This window comes from Gordonia sp. DT101, assembly GCF_049844895.1.
Taxonomy (GTDB): Bacteria; Actinomycetota; Actinomycetes; order Mycobacteriales; family Mycobacteriaceae; genus Gordonia.
In genome coordinates, this window is sequence record NZ_JBNCLX010000001.1 from 532,507 (window position 1) to 551,429 (window position 18,923).

Sequence of the window (18,923 nt, forward strand, 5' to 3'; positions counted from 1 at the left end):
CGTCAGTAGGCAAGGGACTTCTCCACTTTTCGGATGAGGATCGATGTCGGGTAGCTCGCGACCAGGAATATCACCCCGGCGATCGTGATGGGTTCCAGATACTGAAAGGTTCGCGCACCATACTGCTGAGCCGCGGTGACCATCTCGACCACCGTGATGGCGAACAGGAACGGGGTGTCCTTGAACATGGAGATCGCATAGTTGCCCAGCGCCGGCGTAGTGCTGCGAATCGCCTGCGGGAGGATGACGGCTCGCCAGGTCCTCGCCATGGGAAGCGACAGTGCATGCGCCGCCTCCCACTGGCCCTTCGGCACCCCGTCGATGCCGGCGCGGTACACCTCGGCCATGTACGTCGAGTAGTGGATTCCCAGCACTGTGATGCCGATCTGCAGAGCCGAGAACTGCGGGAGCAGGTAATAGGCGAACAGCAGCTGCACCACGAGGGGCGTCAGCCGGATGAACTCGCTGATCATGCGCACCGGTACCGTGACCACTCGCGGCCCGGCACGTCGCACGATTGCGATCGCCAACCCCAGAGCCGCCGCAATGAGGAACCCCAGAACGGTTGCCAGCAGGGTGATCTTGAATCCCTCCAGGAGGACCGGAAGACAATCTGCCGCGCGTTGCCAACTCCAGGTGACGTTCATCGGCCGACTCCCACGGACTCGGAGATCTTCTCAGGACGTAGGCTCAGCACTTCGCGCATCGACGGCCCCACCCCCAGTCGCGACTTGGCGCGGACTTCCAACAGGTTCATGACGAGGGTCAGCACGTAGGCAATGCAGAAATACAACACCAGGCCGACCCCGAAAGAGAAGATGGTGTCGCCCGTCCCTCTCCGCAACTGCTCGATCTGATAGGTCAGATCCTGCAGCAAGATGAAACTCGCAAGCGCGCTCCCCTTGAGCAACTGGATCAGGAGATTGGTCAACGGCGGGATCATCTGCGCCCACGCCTGTGGGAAGACGATCCGGTACAGACGTTGCCACGACGAGAAGTTCAGGGCCACAGCGGCTTCCCATTGCGGAGCCGGGACCGCCGCCAACGACCCTCGGACCACCTCGGCACCGTAGGCACCGTAGTTGAGGCCCAACGCCAGTATCCCGCAGAACATCGGTTCGAGTTGGAACCCGAACAGCGGCAACACGTAGAACAACCAGAACAGCTGCACCAAGAGCGATGTGCCCCTGAAGAACTCGACGATCACGCGGGCGGTTCCCCGGATCGCGAGATGACGTGACCCCGCTGCGACGCCCAGCAGCAGGGCAAGCACAAACGCCAGCGCAGCGCCACCGAGGGTCAGGTAGAGGGTGGTGAGAATGCCTTCCTGGATGCGCGGCCACGCATCCAGGAAGGCTTCGAAGTTGTCTCCCACAGTCGGCTACTCGACCATCCTCAGATGTTTCCCGCGCACAGGTCGGCCGTGGTCAGCTTCGGATCCGGCAGCTCCTTTTCGGTGAACCCGAACTTCCCGACGATCGACAGGTACTTCTGCGGATCGGACGTGATCTTCTTGAGCTCGACGTTGTAGGCATCGAGCAATTCCTTGTCGTTGGTGCGGAAGACCGTGCCGCCTGCCCCGACTTGGGGCTTCCCGTCGATGACGGCGACGAAGGACGGTGTGACGTCGACCGGTGCTTCCGGATTGTTCTTCTTCATCCAGTTGAGCGAGATCCCGGTCAGCGCGAACACGTCGGCGCGACCGGAGGTGACCGCATCCATCCCGTCCTGAGGCGTCGCCACCTGCATGCTCGAGATGCCCAGACTCTTCGCGTAATCGGATTCGATCGCACCGGTCATCGTGGCGAGGCGCGCACCGCTACTTGCCACCGACTGCATATCGGTAAGGCCCTTCGGGTTGCCCTTGTTCACCATCAGGGCCGTGGTGTAGTTGAACTCGGGATCACTGAACGCGGCCTGCTTGCAGCGCTCGGGGAGGATCGACATACCCGCACTGACCACGTCGAAGCGGTTGGCCTGCAGGCCTGGGATCAAGGCCCCGAAGTCCGCATTCACGCCTTTGACCTCATTGATCCCCAGGTTGTGGAATATTTCCCGGTGCAGCGCCACGGTCGCGCCTGTCAGCTGCCCGTTCTCCTCAAATGAATACGGTGCCTCACCGGCGAAACCGACAGTCACCGCGCCCTTTTCACGCAACGACTCCAAGAGGTTCGAATCACCACCCGAATCGGTGGACGAACATGCCGCGAGACTTGCCGCGACCAGTGCGCTGACAGCCAACATGGTTGCCGCCCTGCGATTTACAGACTTTCTCAACACCGAGAGTGTCATGGACTCAGCCTTCCGATCGCGACCGGAAAGACCCTGCCCGCGCGTCGCTGAAGAACGATTTCACGGGTATACGCACTTCCGACCGACTTATCCACCTTGTTCGATTTCCTACGCTTGTGAAACTAACACGAGAATGGCGCCGCTTCCGCCTCAAATCCCACGACACGTTGGTGAAGATGATGTTCATGTCACGAAATCACTTCCCGGCCTGCCCCGCCAGTCGTAGGGTGTAGCGTTGCAGGCGTGACGGGACCGACATCCCAACGGCCGCAGACGATGAAGTTGCAGCGCGTGACCAACCGCATCGTCCGTACTTTGCTGGCCACACCGGTGATCAGCCGCGGTATCGGCCGACGTCTGGTCACCGTGTACGTCGTCGGGCGAAAATCCGGTAAGCACTACTCCGTGCCGGTCGCCTACACATCCCACGGCGAGAAGTTGTTGATCGGCACGCCGTTCCCGTGGGGCAAGAACCTGAGAACCGGCGAACCGGTGGAGATCCGACTGCTGGGCCGACGGCGGCCCACAGATGTCGAGGCGTTCACCGACGAGCCGAGCGTCGTCGAGCACTACGACGTCATCTGTCGCGACAACAAGCAGTTCGCCTCGTTCAACAAGATCGGCATGGACTCCGACGGCACGCCGAATCCGGACGATCTGCACACCGCATTCACCGCCGGAGCGCGCTCCTTCCTCCTGACCCCGCGCTGAGCGGCGGGACACGACACATGCAGGCCACTCCCGGGCAGTCCAGCCCTGCCCCGGTGCCGGGGCTCGACCGCCGCCTCAGCGCCGCCATCGCTCTCACCGGCGTCGCCCTGATGGCCGTGGTGGTGGCGCTGTTCCTGATCACCCGAGGGATCGATGTGGTGATCGGCCTCCTCGGCTTCGGCATCGCCATCGCCGGTGCGTGGTGGGTCATCACCGAGCGGGCCGTACGCCGGGTCGGTGGAGCGATCGCGGTCGCCGTGGGCATGGCCGTCATCGCCATTGGATTGACGCAGGCGCTGGCCGATCCCACAACGGTGGCGGTTCGACTGCTCACGGCCGGCGCGGTGCTGGCTGTGGCCACGGGATGCGCCCGATATGCGCTGGCCCCGGATCTGCACGCCCTCGATCGGACAAGGGCGACGAGGCGCCCGGCGAAGCCGGTGCTGATCTGCAATCCCAGGTCCGGTGACGGAAAGGTCGAAAGATTCGGCATCGTTTCCGCGGCAAGGGAGCTGGGCGTCGAAGCGCTCGTCCTCGGTCCCGACGACGATCTCGAGCAACTCGCCCGGGACGCCGTGGCGCGCGGTGCCGACTGCCTCGGCATGGCCGGCGGCGACGGATCGCAGGCCCTGGTCGCATCGGTTGCCGTCGAGAACGGACTGCCGTTCGTCTGCGTCAGTGCGGGCACCCGCAATCACTTCGCCCTGGACCTCGGGCTCGACCGCAACGACCCGAAGGCAGGTCTGCGGGCGTTCCGGGATGCCGTGGAACGGCGGGTCGACTATGCGACTGTCAACGATCGTCTGTTCGTCAACAACGTCTCACTGGGCGTCTACGCGACGGTCGTGCACGAGAGCTCGTATCGGGCGGAGAAAGCGCAGACGTTCGCCGCGATGCTGCCGGATCTGCTGGGCCGCACCGCAGAGCCGTTCGACCTCCAGTTCACCTCCCCTGGCGGCGACGAGGTCGACGGGTCGTTCGTCATCCTGGTGTCGAACAACCCGTACACCGCGACTGCCTCGCTCGATGCCGCCACCCGCCGGGAGATGGACACCGGCCGGCTCGGCGTCATCGCGATCTCCACCTCGACGGGTGCCGAGGCCGCCCGACTGATGACCAGATCCGCTCTCGGGCTACGCAAGACCAGTCCGTTCTGGCACGAGTTCGAGACCGAGACGTTCGAGATCCGGTCGCACGGCGGACGGACACTCGTCGGCGTCGACGGTGAAGCGCTGGACCTCGCGACACCGTTGCGGTTCCGCAGTCATCCGAGGTCGCTGCGCCTCCTGGTCCCCGCCGGCAACCGGGCTGCGGCGGCCCGTCGACGCGCGCGCGCCGTCGACCTCAGGTCCCTTGTCGATCTCGCCAGGGGGCGTGCACCGCGGATGTGAGCTCGCAGCGCGGGAAGTGACCACCCTTCCACTGTGGACGTCCTGCGCCGCGTCGTGGTGCTGACCTACATGACCGGATGTTGCCGCGGCCGGAAGGCAGTCGCTGCCGGCTACCGGGTCGCAGTCATCGGGTGATCATCCAGTGAATCCGGATCACCTGCGGCAGAAGGTGTCTCGGCCTCATCCGACACCCGATGCCCGCAACGACTCTGCGATGACGCGCATCAGCTTGCGTCGCTTGGACGTGTCCTCCCGGATGCCGGCGTCGACCTCGATGTGGATGAAAGCCGCGCCGCGGGCACGTGCCGCGATGGCCTGCACGTTGGTGGTGCCCGCGAGCTTCTTGCACTTCTTCCCGTCGTACATGCAGGTGTCGAATCCCTCGTCCTCGAGATCTTCATCGAGCCGACGAAGCGTCGGGGACGGATCGCCGACGGTGTCCGACAGCACGACATCACCGTAGTGTTCGTGATTCTCGGACGAGAATCCATGCAGTTGTACGACCGTCATGCCCTTCTGCACCACCGCGTCGTTGACCGCCGCGAACGTCGAGTCGCTGCGATGAGCGACGTCGGCGCTGCCGTCACCGGCCGTGCGGTGGGCACCGGCCATCATGAACAGTCGGGCATCGGTTTCCGAGAACAGCTGGGCACCCATGTATTCGGACTTCTGGTCGGCCACGGGATGTGGGGCCTGCACGATCAGCGGCGATGCCGAGTCCCGCACGACGTACAGGCCGTTCCCGGCCGTCGGATCGCCCCGCTCGACGAGGGCGTTGACAGCAGGCGACTCCTGGTCGTCGGACGTGCTGTGGGACACCTTCACCGGCACGAGATCGTACGAGTCGACATCAGCGTCACAGGTGTCCAGCAACTCCGAGACACCTGCGGCCACGGCCTGCGCGGTGCCACGCGAGGGCGGGGTGTAGCTCCCGTCCCGACCCGGCGAGGTCTTGACCACCCGCGCGACGAGCGACTGCACGGACTCGGACTCCTTCTCGTTCTCGGCCCCCGGCCACACGCGGTGGCGGTCAACAATGCCATCACCAACGCCGACACGGTCGCCACCCCGTGCAGAAAGGTGCGGACGACGCGTGTCATTCTCATGATTCATGATGCCGATGTAATCGGTTTACATTGTCAGCTAACGGCACTCGGCGCGGTGACGACCACGGATCACCGACTCCGCTACTCACCACCACACGGTCGACAGCCATGCAGCGACCGCCGCGACAGCGACCAGGGCGAGGTTCAAGCCGATGAGCCGACCCTCGCCGCGACGGAGATGCAGCGCGATGGCACCGATCTGGAGCAGCACGAGTCCGACAGCTGCCACCGACGCGAGGACCGCGGCAATGCCCGTGGCGGGCGGCAGGATCAGCCCGAGCGCGCCGAGCACCTCCAGGACGCCGATGATCCGCACGAAGCCCAGCGGCACGGTGTCGATCCACCCCATCATCGGCCGGAGCTGGTCCGGGGATCGCACCACTTTGATACCGCCCGAGTACAGATAGAACAGCGCCAGGATCGCGCCGACGATCCAGTAGGCAACGATCACGCGAGTCCTCCTTGGTTACGATCTGTAAGCAACAGCATTGTCGATCAGAATCGGACGCCGTGCAAAAGGCACACGCGTGTGCGTCACTCACAAGGAGCTGTCGATGGCCGACGACGAACGCCTCTGTTCGATCCGGGGCGACCTGGGGCAGGCCGTCCGAGGGTTACTCGACCGGATCGCCGACAAATGGGCACTGCTCATCATCGCGACCCTGCACGACCGTCAGCTGAGATTCACCGAGGTGCAGCGGCTGGTTCCCGGCATCTCTCAACGGATGCTGTCCCTGACCCTGCGAAAGCTGGAACGTGACGGTCTGGTCACCCGCACTGCGTATGCGGAGGTGCCGCCCCGGGTCGAGTACGAACTCACCAGCCTTGCGGACTCCCTGCTCCCTCATGCGGTGGCGCTGGCCAATTGGGCGGCCGAGCACAGCGACGCCATCGACCTGAACCGTCGCGAATACGACGCCAGGCGCGACCGGGAGGCCGCATCGCGCCGAGGGCGTCAGATGCCGTGACGGTCCACGCCCGCGTCTCCGGACCGCGGCCCACGATCCCCCGGCCGCGACACCTGCTTCTGTGGCGGCTTGCCGCGCAGTGCCGACGCCACTGCCGCGCAGATCGAGAGTGCGATCGAGGCGGCGAAGACCACCACAAGGCCATCGTGGAAGGGCCCCGAGAGCAGATCCGGGAAGAAACTGTGCCCGGTCAGGTGCTCACGTTGCGCGGCCGTGAGCCCGTCGAGTGTTCCCGTTCCCGCGAGCAGGTGATCGATCGGGTTGACGCCGAGCATGGCCGAGAACAGCGACGACACCGGCGGCAGGTTCGCGACATCGGTCGCGACGGCCGGCGACACCCCCTGCTGCTGGAGCCCGGCCGACATCGCCTCGGGCAGATGCGCGGAGAGCCCGACCACCATGAGCGAGAAGAAGACACCGATCGACAGCGCCGTACCGGAGTTCTGGAACGTGGCGCGCATGCCCGACGCGACACCGCGGTAGCGTGCCGGCACGCTACTCATGATCGACGAGGTGTTGGGCGCGGCGAACATCCCCGTGCCCACGCCGTTCAGCGCGATCAACAGAGCAAACGCCCAGTACGGGAAGGTGATCGGCAGGAACATCAGTCCGACGAAGCTCGATCCGAACAGCACCATGCCGACAGTCGAGAATCCGCGCGCGCCGAATCGGTCTGACATCGCGCCGGTGAGCGGACCGGACACGAAGAAGCCCAGCGTCAACGGCAGCATGAAGATACCCGCCCACAGCGGGGTGTCTGCGTAGTCGTAGCCGTGCAGGGGCAACCAGATCCCCTGCAGCCAGATGATCAGGATGAACTGCAGCCCACCCTGTGCCAGCGACGCGCACAGGGCTGCCCCGTTTCCGGCCGCGAAGGCACGGATCTTGAACAGACCCAGCTCGATCATGGGGTCGGCCACGCGCTTCTCGATGATGACGAACGCAACGAGCAGCACCACACCGGTCACCAGCAGGGCGATCGTGGTCGGGGCGGTCCAGCCCATCGTGTGCCCACCGTGGGGCTGCAGGCCGATCGTGATGGCGACGAGAACCGCGGACAGTCCGATCGCGAACGTTCCGTTACCCCACCAATCGATCCGGCCCGGGTGGCGTTCTCCGCTGTCGCGGAGTTTGAGATAGGCCCACAAGGTGAAGAAGACGCCGACCGGGACGTTCACCCAGAACACTGCGCGCCAGTCCCACGCCGCCAGCAGGCCGCCGAGAACCAACCCGGTGAGCTGACCCGCGAGAGCGGCAACCTGGTTGAGGCCCAAGGCGAAACCACGACGATCGGCAGGAAAGGCGTCGGTGAGGATGGCCGCCGAGTTGCCGGTGAGCATCGACCCGCCGAGGGCCTGGAGAACGCGCCAGCCGATCAACCAGGTCGCGGCCGCCGAGGCGTGAAAAGGGTCGAACGACAACAGGATCGATGCCACCGTGAACACCGCGAAGCCCGCGTTGTAGATCCGCACCCGGCCGAACATGTCGCCCAGCCGACCCAACGTGGTGACCGCCACCGCCTGCACCAGGCGGTACCCCATGATCATCCACAGCAGGTACCCGATGTTCTCCGACGCAAGCGGATCCAGGCCGATGCCCCGGAAGATCGCGGGCAGGGAGATGATCACGATCGACCCGTCGAGCGCCGACATGAACACCGCCGCGGTGGTGTTCGACAAGGCGACCCAGCGATAGCCGTCGTCGGGGGTCTTCGGTGCCGGCGAGGTGGACGGCAGCGTGGACGTCGCGCTCATAAGGCCTCCCGCACTCGTTCGAGGAGCGGTAACGCATCGGACACCGTTGCGATCTCGTCAGCGGTCAGCGTCGACCACATCGCGTCGGCGATCGAACGAGTGTTGTGATTGCGACGGTCGGTGAGCGCCTCCCTGCCCTCAGCGGTCAGGCTCAGCAGGATGCGACGCCCGTCGGTCGGGTCCGGCGCTCGGACGATCAGTCCCCGCTCCTGCAGTCCGGCAATGGTGACTCCCATCGACTGTGGACTGACGTGACCATGCCGGGCCAGATCTGCGGCCGAACACGAGCCATCCCGGTCGAGCCGGGCGAGGACCATCGTCTCCGGCACGCTCGGGTCGTCGGGGCCTCGGTGTTGACGCAACTGCCGGACCAACGACCCGACGGTGATGCGCAGCATGGACGCCACGTCGAGGACATCGAGATCACCATCGCTCATTTCATCAACCTAACTTGATCAGTTTGAGCTGATCAAGTCGGACACAACAGATTGCAGAGTCTCCACGACTCGAGGGACCGGCTGGGGAATCCGTCGAATCAGACACCGGCTCCACCCAATTCGGCCGAATCGGACAAATGTCCTTGCCATCCGAGGGACGACGCAGCCTGAGTGATCGAGTGCACATTCCGGCGTCTAGATTGGGCCGCTGACGGTACACAAAATTCTGAGGGAGTCGGTGTGGTGACGAACGAAGACGTCGATGTCCGGGCATCCACGGAGCGCGACGAGGGCTATCAGCGGGGTCTGACCACCCGGACGGTACAGATGATCGCGATCGGCGGCGCGATCGGCACCGGCCTCTTCTACGGTTCCGGCGGCGCAATCGAGAAGGCCGGGCCGGCTCTCATCCTCGCCTACGCCCTCGCGGGCCTGGCGATCTTCATCGTCATGCGCGCCCTCGGCGAACTGCTCATCTACCGCCCCATCTCGGGCGGCATCAGCGAGTACGCCGACGAGTTCCTGGGCCGGTTCGCCGGCTTCAGCCAGGGCTGGACCTACTGGGCCGTGTGGACCACGACCTGCATGGCCGAGATCACCGTGGCAGGCAAGTACATCAACTACTGGTGGCCGTCCATCCCCGTCTGGGTGACCGCGCTGGTCGCGCTGGTGGTCCTCTTCGGCGCGAACCTGATCTCGGTCGGCATGTTCGGTCGCGCGGAGTTCTGGTTCTCGGCGATCAAGGTCACCGCGATCCTCGGCATGATCATCGTCGGCATCGGGGTGCTGCTGCCGATCTCGGGCCTGGGACCCGACACCGGCCCCTCAGTGACGAATCTGTGGAGTGACGGCGGCTTCTTCGCGACCGGGTTCACCAACGCGTTGCTGAGCCTGCAGATCGTGATGTTCGCCTACGTCGGTGTGGAACTCGTCGGTGTGACCGCAGGCGAGGCGCAGAACCCCAGAGTCACGTTGCGCAAGGCCATCAACTCCGTGCCGTTCCGCATCGGCGTCTTCTACGTGGGCTCCCTCGTGGTGATCCTCTCGGTACGCAGCTGGCGCGACTTCCAGGAGGGCCAGAGCCCGTTCGTGTCGGTGTTCGAATACATCGGAATCCCCGGCGCGGCAGGCATAGTCAACTTCGTGCTGCTCACCGCCGCGCTGTCGTCGTGTAACTCCGGCATCTATTCCACCGGCCGGATGGTGCGCTCGCTGGCCCAGCGCGGAGACGCGCCACAGCAACTCGCTCGGCTGTCCGGTCGCCAGGTCCCCATCGCGGGAATCGTGCTCAGTGCCGTGGTGATGGTGGCCGGTGTCATCGTGAACGTGATCGATCCCGACCACGCCTTCTCCTACATCACCTCGGTGTCCACGGTCGGCATCATCGTGGTGTGGGGAACGATCCTGGTGTGTCACATGGCCTATCGCAAGAAGGTGGCCCGAGGAGAGCTTCCCGCGTCGGACTATCGGGTGCCGGGTGCACCGGTCACCACGTGGGCTGCGCTGGCCTTTCTCGCCATGGTGTTCGTCCTGTTGTTCTTCGACACCGACGGTCGCGTGGCCTTGATCGTCGGCGCGGTGTGGTTTGCCTGCGTGGGTATCGGTTATCTCGCGTGGTCGCGCGGCAAATCGCTGGTGGAAACGCGCTGACCGGCGTCCGGTAGGTCGGTCGTCTCCGGCCGACCCATCCGGTCGACCCCCCAGCTGCGTTCGATGTAGCCGACCACCCGTGCGACATCCTCGGCCGGAACATCATCGGTCGCACCGTCTTCGAGCGGGTCGGCATGAAAGATGTACAGCCGCGAGGCGAACTGCTCGAAGGGCAGCGACCCCTCGCCGGGTCGCTCACCGTTGCCGGCCGTGCCGACCACCACCGAGTCGCCCCAGTCCTGCCCGCTGTCGTTGTTCGGGTTGAAGAAATACACGCGGATGACGCCGTTCGGGTCCGCGGCGACCCGCAGGATGGTGATCGCATGCCAGCCGACGTAGCGCGCGGCGCTGTCGGTGAACGCGATCCCGGCGGGCTGCGGGTGGATCAACGGCTGATTGCCGTTGTAGCCGGGGTGATAGGCCGCATAGAACTGGCGGATGAAGTCGTCGAGGTCGATGATGTCGCCGGTCGCCACGTCGACGTTGATCCGGAAGCCCCGGGCCGACCACCAGCCGTGGAACTCCGGATTCACCCAGCGATGAGGGTCGCCGGGACGGTCGGCACACCGACGGACCATCTCCGCATAGATCCGATCGAGATGCGGAACCACCAGGAGCGAAACAGGATCCAGGTCGATCGGGTCGGCGGTGGCGACGCCACCGACGCTCTCGACCGACGAGACCCGCTGTCCTTCGAAATGCGCGACGACCTCGTCGTCGCGGGCCGCCCAGGCCACCACCTGCAGCAGGTAGTCGGGATCGTTGTACGCCCACATCGACAAAGCGCGGGCCGACTGACAGGTCGGATTGTCCCCCTGCCCGACACCCAGCGGCTGCCCGAGCATCGACAGCAGGCCGCCGATGAGCAGCGACTCGGGATCCACGGCCGGACCGAACGCCGACTCCAGGCGTTCGGTGACCGAGGGCGAGAGCTTCAGCGCCAGTTGGCGCCACAGCGACGGGACGACCGGCGGCTGGTGCAGGATGCCCCGGTCGAGCAACAGAGCCAGCCCATACAGGCATTGCGCGTTCTGCGGCTTCACCGTCCGGGTGATGAGCTCGAGCACCAGATCCGTGTAGCGCAGCAGGCAATTGCGTCCCACCTCCGACAACCCGAGCGCCGCGGGGAGAAGGAAGACGTTGTCGTCCACCAGGAACCGGGCCAGCGCCGCGTGGTACGGGGAAACGAGGCCGGTATCGTGCATGGCCCGCGCGAATCCGCGGGCCTCGAACTCGAGCCCTTCGGCGTCCATCGCCACCAACCGCGACAGATAGACGTCGATGCCCGGATCCTCACGACAGGCCTCGGTCGGCCCGAAGAGCGCGGTGGTCAGTCGGTCGAGACCCTGCGCGGACGTTCCGAGGTCGACGTCGGGATCGTTGCGATGGATCGCGATCCGCGTGACCATCGCCTTCACGTGATCGACCTGGATGGGTCGCTGCCGGAGTATCCGCCAGATCTCTTCGACCAGCTCGTCGAGCACGCTGTCGTAACCGATCTGGTCGAGAACGTAGCCGAAGACCTCGCGGGTCACCTTGGCCGCACTCCCCTGTCGCACGCGCTCGGCCTCCGACGGCGGCGCGAGCAGCAGGTCGAGATTCATCGCGAGGATCTGCGACAGGAACCGTCGGGCATCGTCTGCCGTCATGTCGGGATGGTCGTAATCGCCCATCGCGATCGCAACCATCCGCAACTCGCTCGTGGACTCCAGGATCACGGTGTCGGTGTGACCACTGCGCAGGCTGGGACCGGCGAGCGCCGGCACCAGGATGCTCGGCTGATCCCAGTCGGTCCCGGCGAAGACGCCCGCACTCTCCAGTGTCGCGGCGCGTTCGCGCACGGCTGCGCAGCCGCCCTCCTGGGTGAGCACCCGGCGTAACGAGTCGAGCACCCGCCGCACTTTGCCGACCTTGGCGAAGTCCGGCGCGTCGAGCATCGCCGAGGTGGCGTGATCGAGTTGCTCGACCCTGGTTGCCAGCGCCCGGCCAGGGTCGGTGTGGTCCGAAGAAGGCACTAGCACCCTTTGCTGTCCTCACGGTCCGCGCAGGGCACGCCGTGGTGGCCCCGAGCAGATCTCATACGTAGAAGTCGAGCTCTTCTTGCTGTTTGAGCAGGTCCCGCATCCGGTAGGGATCCTCCCCGAAGAAGTACAGCAGACCCCAGTGCGTCCCGAAAGCCGTGCGCTTGGTGACCGTCTCCTCGAGGGGTTCCGCGAGATCGTTGGTCTCGTAGTAGTCGTCGTCGGCGGTCACCTCGGGGATCTCCAGGTTGGAGACCACACGGCGACGCGGATACACGCCGAAACAACCGGCGACACCACTCGCATCCACCACCTCGCGCGGGAAGAACGCGTCGATCTCCTCCTCGGTGGTCTTCGGGTCGAAGGAGAGCACCAGCGCCTGGTAGGCGTTGAACCCGTAGGCACGTTCCAGCAGCTCGAACACCTTGAAGCCCGGCGGCCGGTAGGCGACCTCGCCGAAGTACATCTCGCCGTCGTTGGTGACGAAGTACTCCGGGTGCACGAAGCCGAAGTCGATCTCGAATGTCTTGATCAGCTTCTCGATCTGCGCGGTGATCGCCGGACGATACTTCTCGAGCTCCGGGGTGGCGGGCACGAACACCGAGTAACCCAGCGTCACGTACTCCGAGATGTTGAGGAACTTGATCTTGCCGTTGTGGATCCACGCCTCGACCGCGAACTCCCAGCCGTCCAGGTGGGACTCCATCAGCACCGGGAACTCTTCCTCAGGGATCGTGTCGACCTCGTCGGGTGTCCGGATCACCCGATGTCCGAGGCATCCGGCCTTGTCGAACGCCTTGAGGTGAATCGGGTCGTTCGGGTCGCCGTCGAGCTTGAGTAGTGTCTGGTTCACCCGTCGGAGGAACCGGACCACGTCGTCGCGGTCGTGCGCCTCCTCGAAGATGCCGACGCGGATGCCACCGAGCTGCGCGCGACGTTTCATCAGCGCCTTGTCGCGTAGCAGCATCGCCTGCCCGAACAGGCGCGGCTTGTTCATCAGGACGGAATTGATGGCGCCCGCCCACTCGACGGTCTCCTCGAACAGCGGGATCGCGACGTCGACCCCCATGTCCTGCAGGGTCTCGGCGATCTCGAGGGACCGATCGTTCAGGCGTTCGAAATTCCACGGCACGTAGGGAATGTCGTGTTCGGAGCAATATTCCTGCGCCCAATCGGGCGCAACCACCACATACCTGCGGTCGAATCGATCGAGGGCCTCGATGGCCCCGAGACTCCAACCGAGGAGTGCCACATAGCCCTTGTCAGGGTCTTTTGCTGTCTTCGCGGGCTTGGTCATGCATGTCCTCTCGCTGTCGATCGTGCGCGATTCATGCTCTCTGGTCCTCCGCACAACCGTACAGAGGCGGCCGACGACCGCTCGCGGTGCCGCCACGTTCGGGTTGCGAGGACGCAATTTCCGATTCTCGATCGTGAAGATGAAATGAGCTGCGACTGTTTGGCCCTCACCACTACTGCAATCGCGCGGTGCACTCGCGCGGAAACCCGACCGTCCCACGCGCGCTGCACCGCCCGCCTAAGCTGGTGATCGTGTTCGATGTGGAACGAGACCCGACTGCGGTCGAACTGGGTCTGTTCATACCGCATCGACCCGGCGCCGTCTGGCGCGCACTCACGGAGCCGGCGCTCATCGATCGCTGGCTGGCATCGACCACCGGGTTCGCGACGGAGATCGGGACGACATTCATCCTGGAGATCCCCGCCGACCCACCCGCAGAAGTGGCATGTCAGGTACTGACAGTCGACCCGGGGCGGCGATTCACGCACAGTTACACGGACCTGCGCGGCAATCCGCCGGCGCGCTGGTTTGTCGACTGGCTACTCGAGCCGCAGGGTCGGGGCACACGAGTGCTCATGACCCACAGCGGTTTCGATCTCGACGACCGCGTGCAGAGGATGGCTCGCAACGCGATCGAGCGAGGCTGGCGCAACCGGCTGCTCCCGAGGCTTGCCGATGTCGTCGCCGATGTCGGACGCTGACCACGCTCGGCTCGCACTCACACTCACTGCCGAACGAACGTGACCCACTAGCCTGGCTCGACCCCGTCCTCGTGCGCCATCCAGTGCACAAACCGGTGCAGCGGGTACATCGCGTCATGCGGGTTGCCGATCGTGCTCGGACCCGCCTCCCCGAGGTGGACGACGCGCTGTACGCCGCCGCCGGCGAGCCGATCCCGGTAGTCGGCAATTCGCCCGAACGGGTAGAAGCCGACGGTCTGCGTCGCCACATTGACGTACTTCATCGCATCGTCGAGCGAGTCGACCCGAACCACGTTGGCGATCTTGTTGATCGGATGAAAGTCCACCGGCTCGTCGGAGCGGATCACCATGCCGCTGCCATCGGTTCGACCCCAGACGCCGAACTCGTCGTCGAGCATCATCAACGAGTCGATCTGCTCGCGCAGATCGAGGTCCAGGGGTCGCTTGTCCCCCGATGCCGCCGCCTTGTCGACGATCCGGGCATGGAGTCGCTCGCAGAACCGGTCGGCGTCGTCTCGATCGGCCTCGACATGGATGAAACGGCTGGCGACGCAGGCTTCCTGGTTGAGGATCATGACGTCGGTCGCGGCGAGTTCGGCAGCGAGGTCGAGGGTTTCGTCGGAGACGAAGGCTTCCTTACCGACCATCGAGATGGAGGTCTTCGGATCGAACGACACCAGCTGGAATCCCGGCCCCAGATACTTGATCACGTTGTCGATGGCGTCGCCGCCTCCCCAGGCGACGATCTTGTCGAAGTACTGCGGGCGGTACAGGACTGCCTCCACTGCATCGTCGCCACCGCGCCAATAGATCGCCGACATCGACTTCACGACGGCATGGTCGGGATCGATCTCGGCCATGGTCCGCAGGATCGCGACGGTGGTGAACGGGTCGCTCGACGACATCTTGAACAGATTGACAGCCTTGACCATCGCGCCGTGCGCAATGGACTTCACGGCGACACCGGGAGAGTTGCCGGGCAACACGTGGATCAGTCGCGGGGCGAATGCCCGGACAAAGCTCCGGCGACCGGTGAAGTCCTGCTTGGGAACCCATTCGTCAAGCGCCCGGGGGTCCGGGAAGTTCTGCTCCACGACGGCGCGCAGCACTCGCTTGTCCAGGAACCCGGCGGCACCGCGAACCTGTGCGTCGAGCACCGGGCGTGGCAGTACGTGGGTGGACGCCATCCGATCGATGCAGTCCTGCACGAAGGGGTTGGACGGGTCGCGAATCCGGTCCCCCGTCTCCACCAGGAAGTCGATGATCTCGGCCAGTGGGACGTTGAGGAGCGGCGGCACCTCGGAGCGCGGAAAGACCACTCGGTCCATGGGGATCTGCGGAGTGGTGAAGGTGACACCCAGATCGCGGGAGCGGTGCGAGACGTCGTCCCCCTCGACGAGCTCCCCACCGAGAAAGAACGGCGCCGAGATCGTGGCGACGGCGGTTGTGTCGGTGACGCTCATGACAGCCCTCGCACGTAGGCGTCGACGGTGCCGGCGCAACCGATCTTGTCGTCGCCCTTGATATCTGCATAGCGAGCGATGTCGTTGCGGATCGAGGGCCCCCCGGACCCGCAGGCGCAGGGCCCGAAGTCGAGGGCGATCTTGTCGCCGGTGATCACACCGCCCCAACGACCGTCCAGCGACAGATCGAAGAACGCTGCGCGTCCCTCGATCTCGCCGCCGTCGTGCGGCAGCAGCGTGTCACCACTCTCATTGAGGACGAACGGCACAACCCAGGGCGGGACATGGTATCTGTCGCCCTGGCGGCATTTGGGCATGCCCGAGTTGAGTTCCTGCATGGAGTAGTTCTGGAAATCCCGGTTCGCCGGAATGTTGAATGTCTGATGCACGAACTCCTGGTAGTCCGGTGGCAGTTGCGCACGCTTGAGACCACCACCGACGTAAATGCAGTTGTCGGGGTGGAAGTCCTCCGCCGAGTAACCGCGATCGCGGACGATCTTTGCCAGTTGATACAAGGCGTTCCACATCCCCGAGATGTAGAGCTTCTCGTCGCGGTACCTGATCAGCGCGTCGGCGCCGTCGATCATCGCCCTGTCGAGTGCATCCTGCCGTTCCGCGGACGTCCGCTCGTAGTCGGACAGCTCCTCCGGTCGCGCCGTGCCGTTGGCAATTTTCTTGCGTAGCAACATCATTCCGGTCAATGAGCCGACGGTGATCGGCGGAATCGGCAGCCGGTACCGCTCGCGGTCGGGGTCACCGAATGCCGCCAGCTGAGCACTCGCGATGGCCGCGTTCTTGGGCACCGACGCGGTGGGCGCCAGGCCCATGATCCGACGGTCCCGGGCGGGCTTCACCCCGGAGCCCCAGGAGAAGACGTTAACCGTATCCTTGCGCGACCACTCCATGTCCATGTCGCCGGCCAGCAGCATGGCCGACTTCCCGGTGGTGCCGCTGGAGCAGGAGACGTAGTGCCCGTTGGCTTCCAGGCGGGCGATCCAGTCGTCGATGTCGGTGATGCCAGCGGTGTCGATCGGGCTGATCGGATATGGGGACACGGTGCCCAGCCACTTGCCGAGGCGATCCCAGCGTTCCTCGATCAGGAAGCTCTCGGGATAGCTCTTGTAGGCGGTGTGCGGGAACAGCAGCGGCACCGCGTCCTCGCGGTGACGGACCTCCGAGATACCCGCCTCACGAGCTCGATGGCCGAGGAGTTTGATGCGATCTCGGCGGTCCTGGAAGCGCTCGTCAAGGGCCTCGGCCTGAAGGTCACGCAGGTCGGCATGCGAATGGTCGAAGCGGTCTTCCGCATCGGCCAACTGCATCAGTTTGTGGACGGCTGAGCTCACCAGGACGACCTTCTTCCTACGGCGTTGCCCGATTAATGGGCACTGGCATGTATCATTACTACTCGTGGGCTACGTCACAGCGCAAGAGGCCATTTCGGGGAGTCCGTCGTGAGCGGGACGCCGCCCCCCGCTCCGATCAAGGCCGGCCGCCCCACGCGTGCGCAGGCCGAAGCCCGCCGGGAACAGCTCTTGGACGTCGCTCTGGATCTCTTCCTCGAGCACGGTTTCGAGCAGGCGACGATCGAGATGATCGCCGCCCATGTCGGTATGAACAGGCGGACGGTCTACGCCCGGTATGCGGACAAGGCCACGCTATTCCGCGCTGCCGTGCAACGAGCGATCGACCGCCAGGTCGTTTCACCAGAAGTGCTCGCCGACCTCGACACAGGCGATCTCGCGCAGACGCTGGAGGCCGTCGCCCGCCTGCGTGTCAGTCAGGTCATGACCCGCGATGGCGTCCGCCTGCAACGCATCATCAACACCGAGAGCTATCGCTTCCCGGACATCCTGTCGTCCAACTACCTCCAGAGCACCAAACCCGTGATCGACTTTGTGGCCGGACTTTTCGACCGTGGCGTCGCGACCGGGACCCTGGCACCGACCGACACCACACTCGCCGCTCAGACGTTCATGAGCATGGTCGTCGGCGGCTGGGTCCGCAGGATCGTCATCGGCCGCGAGCCCACACCGGAAGAGTTCGACGCGCGGGTGCACTTCACCGTCGGTCTGCTGCTCAACGGACTCCTGCCCCGCTGAGCCCTTCCCCTGCATCGAGAAGACCCGAACCACCGAAGACAGTGAGGTTTCCGTGCGACCCGGTACGAGTAGACCCGTCGCCGTCGTCACCGGCGCCAGCTCCGGGATCGGCAGATCGACGGCCCGCAAGCTGGTGGGGCTGCGCTGGCACGTGATCGGCGTCGGCCGCGATCCCGTCCGCAGTGCCGCCGCCGAAGCCGAGATCACGGCCTCTGCGCGAGGCGGGAGCGGCTTCATCATGCTGCGCGGCGATTTCACCGTGATGTCCGACGTCACGCGAGTTGCCGACGAGATCGCCGAATCGACCTCCGGGATCGACGTGCTGATCAACAACGCCGGGGGCATCCGCGACCGGTTGATCGTCACCGCCGAGGGGACCGAGGCGACGTTCGCCGCCAACCACCTCGCCCCGTTCCTGCTGACCCGGGAACTCATGCCTCTGCTCCGCACACGCGCCGCCGAGGTGCCAGCGAGCTCGGTCCGGGTGTTGGCGGTGTCCTCCACCGCCCATCGCAGCAGCCGCGGACTCGACTGGACCGATCTCCAGGGCCTGCACAAGGCCCGATACGGCTCCCACTACCTCGACGCGAAGCTGGCGAATCTCCTTTTTACGAGGGAATTGGCGCGGCGCGCGGCGCCCGACGGGATCGTCGCCCAGGCCATGCACCCCGGCGTGGTCGCCAGCAACTTCGCATCCCACGCCGATGAGGTGATGCAAGCGCATATGGCCGCCGCCGACACCGTGTCCCCCGACGAGCCTGCCGACACGCTCGTCTGGCTCGCCACTGCGTCCGAAGGCGGCCGCCACGGTGGGCGCTACTTCCATCGGATGGCAGAGGAGACTCCCGGCGGGGCCGCCGTCGACGACACTGCCGCTGCCCGCCTCTGGGAGGAAAGCGAGAAGTTGCTCGCCTCGCTCGGGTATTGACGGGGTCTCCATGGGTACCCTTGGTGGCAATCCGTCCTGTAGTCCTTCTGGAGGTCGAACAACAATGAGGCATAACAGCATCCGAGCCGGAGTCGCCCGCCG

Annotated in this window: 18 protein-coding genes; 7 read left to right on the top strand and 11 right to left on the bottom strand. The window is 65.1% G+C overall.

Features of this window, described 5'->3' with window-relative positions; translation table 11 throughout:
- Positions 1-2: 2 nt before the first annotated feature.
- The 3 genes from ehuD to ehuB are packed head-to-tail and all read right to left on the bottom strand — an operon-like array spanning position 3 to position 2,244.
- Positions 3-647: an ectoine/hydroxyectoine ABC transporter permease subunit EhuD gene (gene ehuD / locus ACLQ3I_RS02615; protein ID WP_425800018.1), complete on the bottom strand. Its 645-nt coding sequence runs from the start codon at positions 645-647 to the stop codon at positions 3-5.
- A complete protein-coding gene (gene ehuC, locus ACLQ3I_RS02620) occupies positions 644-1,375 on the bottom strand; it encodes an ectoine/hydroxyectoine ABC transporter permease subunit EhuC (protein ID WP_425791264.1) in 732 nt (243 codons plus the stop codon). The genes ehuD and ehuC overlap by 4 nt, the downstream gene beginning before the upstream one ends.
- A gap of 20 nt (positions 1,376-1,395) precedes the next feature.
- Positions 1,396-2,244: an ectoine/hydroxyectoine ABC transporter substrate-binding protein EhuB gene (gene ehuB, locus ACLQ3I_RS02625; RefSeq protein WP_425791262.1), complete on the bottom strand. Its 849-nt coding sequence runs from the start codon at positions 2,242-2,244 to the stop codon at positions 1,396-1,398.
- Between the two features lie 291 nt (positions 2,245-2,535).
- On the opposite strand from ehuB, the gene ACLQ3I_RS02630 reads away from it, so the two are divergent.
- Complete coding sequence (locus tag ACLQ3I_RS02630) at positions 2,536-3,003, top strand: hypothetical protein (protein WP_425800019.1); 468 nt, start codon at positions 2,536-2,538, stop codon at positions 3,001-3,003.
- A 17-nt stretch (positions 3,004-3,020) separates the two neighbouring features.
- Complete coding sequence (locus tag ACLQ3I_RS02635) at positions 3,021-4,394, top strand: diacylglycerol kinase family protein (protein ID WP_425800020.1); 1,374 nt, start codon at positions 3,021-3,023, stop codon at positions 4,392-4,394.
- Positions 4,395-4,574: 180 nt separating this feature from the next.
- Here ACLQ3I_RS02635 and ACLQ3I_RS02640 read toward each other — a convergent pair whose 3' ends face one another.
- Both ACLQ3I_RS02640 and ACLQ3I_RS02645 read right to left on the bottom strand, forming a co-directional pair.
- The gene (locus tag ACLQ3I_RS02640; protein WP_425800021.1) at positions 4,575-5,375 is read right to left on the bottom strand and encodes a hypothetical protein; all 801 of its coding nucleotides are present in this window, start codon (positions 5,373-5,375) and stop codon (positions 4,575-4,577) included.
- 210 nt (positions 5,376-5,585) lie between these two features.
- Complete coding sequence (locus ACLQ3I_RS02645; protein WP_425791255.1) at positions 5,586-5,951, bottom strand: DoxX family protein; 366 nt, start codon at positions 5,949-5,951, stop codon at positions 5,586-5,588.
- Positions 5,952-6,054: 103 nt separating this feature from the next.
- Here ACLQ3I_RS02645 and ACLQ3I_RS02650 point away from each other — a divergent pair, with 103 nt between their 5' ends.
- Complete coding sequence (locus tag ACLQ3I_RS02650) at positions 6,055-6,468, top strand: winged helix-turn-helix transcriptional regulator (RefSeq protein ID WP_425791253.1); 414 nt, start codon at positions 6,055-6,057, stop codon at positions 6,466-6,468.
- On the opposite strand, the gene ACLQ3I_RS02655 is transcribed toward ACLQ3I_RS02650, so the two are convergent.
- Positions 6,456-8,222, bottom strand: a complete 1,767-nt coding sequence (locus ACLQ3I_RS02655) for an MFS transporter (RefSeq protein ID WP_425791251.1) — start codon at positions 8,220-8,222, stop codon at positions 6,456-6,458. The genes ACLQ3I_RS02650 and ACLQ3I_RS02655 overlap by 13 nt on opposite strands.
- Positions 8,219-8,659: a MarR family winged helix-turn-helix transcriptional regulator gene (locus ACLQ3I_RS02660; RefSeq protein ID WP_425791249.1), complete on the bottom strand. Its 441-nt coding sequence runs from the start codon at positions 8,657-8,659 to the stop codon at positions 8,219-8,221. Before ACLQ3I_RS02660 ends, ACLQ3I_RS02655 begins: the two co-directional genes overlap by 4 nt.
- A 243-nt stretch (positions 8,660-8,902) precedes the next feature.
- Between ACLQ3I_RS02660 and ACLQ3I_RS02665 the strand changes: the two genes are divergently transcribed.
- Positions 8,903-10,309: an amino acid permease gene (locus tag ACLQ3I_RS02665; protein ID WP_425791247.1), complete on the top strand. Its 1,407-nt coding sequence runs from the start codon at positions 8,903-8,905 to the stop codon at positions 10,307-10,309.
- On the opposite strand, the gene ACLQ3I_RS02670 is transcribed toward ACLQ3I_RS02665, so the two are convergent.
- On the bottom strand, positions 10,264-12,246 hold the full coding sequence (locus tag ACLQ3I_RS02670) for a hypothetical protein (protein ID WP_425800700.1): 1,983 nt from the start codon (positions 12,244-12,246) through the stop codon (positions 10,264-10,266). The genes ACLQ3I_RS02665 and ACLQ3I_RS02670 overlap by 46 nt on opposite strands.
- 139 nt (positions 12,247-12,385) lie before the next feature.
- Positions 12,386-13,627, bottom strand: coding sequence for an ATP-grasp domain-containing protein (locus tag ACLQ3I_RS02675; RefSeq protein ID WP_425791245.1), 1,242 nt, complete (start codon positions 13,625-13,627; stop codon positions 12,386-12,388).
- A gap of 251 nt (positions 13,628-13,878) precedes the next feature.
- Between ACLQ3I_RS02675 and ACLQ3I_RS02680 the strand changes: the two genes are divergently transcribed.
- Positions 13,879-14,328: an SRPBCC family protein gene (locus ACLQ3I_RS02680; protein ID WP_425800022.1), complete on the top strand. Its 450-nt coding sequence runs from the start codon at positions 13,879-13,881 to the stop codon at positions 14,326-14,328.
- A 47-nt stretch (positions 14,329-14,375) separates the two neighbouring features.
- On the opposite strand, the gene ACLQ3I_RS02685 is transcribed toward ACLQ3I_RS02680, so the two are convergent.
- Positions 14,376-15,791: an acyl-CoA reductase gene (locus ACLQ3I_RS02685; RefSeq protein WP_425800023.1), complete on the bottom strand. Its 1,416-nt coding sequence runs from the start codon at positions 15,789-15,791 to the stop codon at positions 14,376-14,378.
- Positions 15,788-17,137 carry a hypothetical protein gene (locus ACLQ3I_RS02690; RefSeq protein ID WP_425800024.1) on the bottom strand — a complete coding sequence of 450 codons (1,350 nt, stop codon included), beginning with the start codon at positions 17,135-17,137 and terminating at the stop codon, positions 15,788-15,790. Before ACLQ3I_RS02690 ends, ACLQ3I_RS02685 begins: the two co-directional genes overlap by 4 nt.
- Positions 17,138-17,245: 108 nt before the next feature.
- On the opposite strand from ACLQ3I_RS02690, the gene ACLQ3I_RS02695 reads away from it, so the two are divergent.
- Together ACLQ3I_RS02695 and ACLQ3I_RS02700 are read left to right on the top strand one after the other, a co-directional pair.
- Entirely contained in the window at positions 17,246-17,893 is a 648-nt protein-coding gene (locus tag ACLQ3I_RS02695; protein ID WP_425800025.1) for a TetR/AcrR family transcriptional regulator, read from the top strand.
- 52 nt (positions 17,894-17,945) lie between these two features.
- A complete protein-coding gene (locus ACLQ3I_RS02700; RefSeq protein ID WP_425800026.1) occupies positions 17,946-18,821 on the top strand; it encodes an SDR family NAD(P)-dependent oxidoreductase in 876 nt (291 codons plus the stop codon).
- The last annotated feature ends 102 nt before the right edge of the window (positions 18,822-18,923 follow it).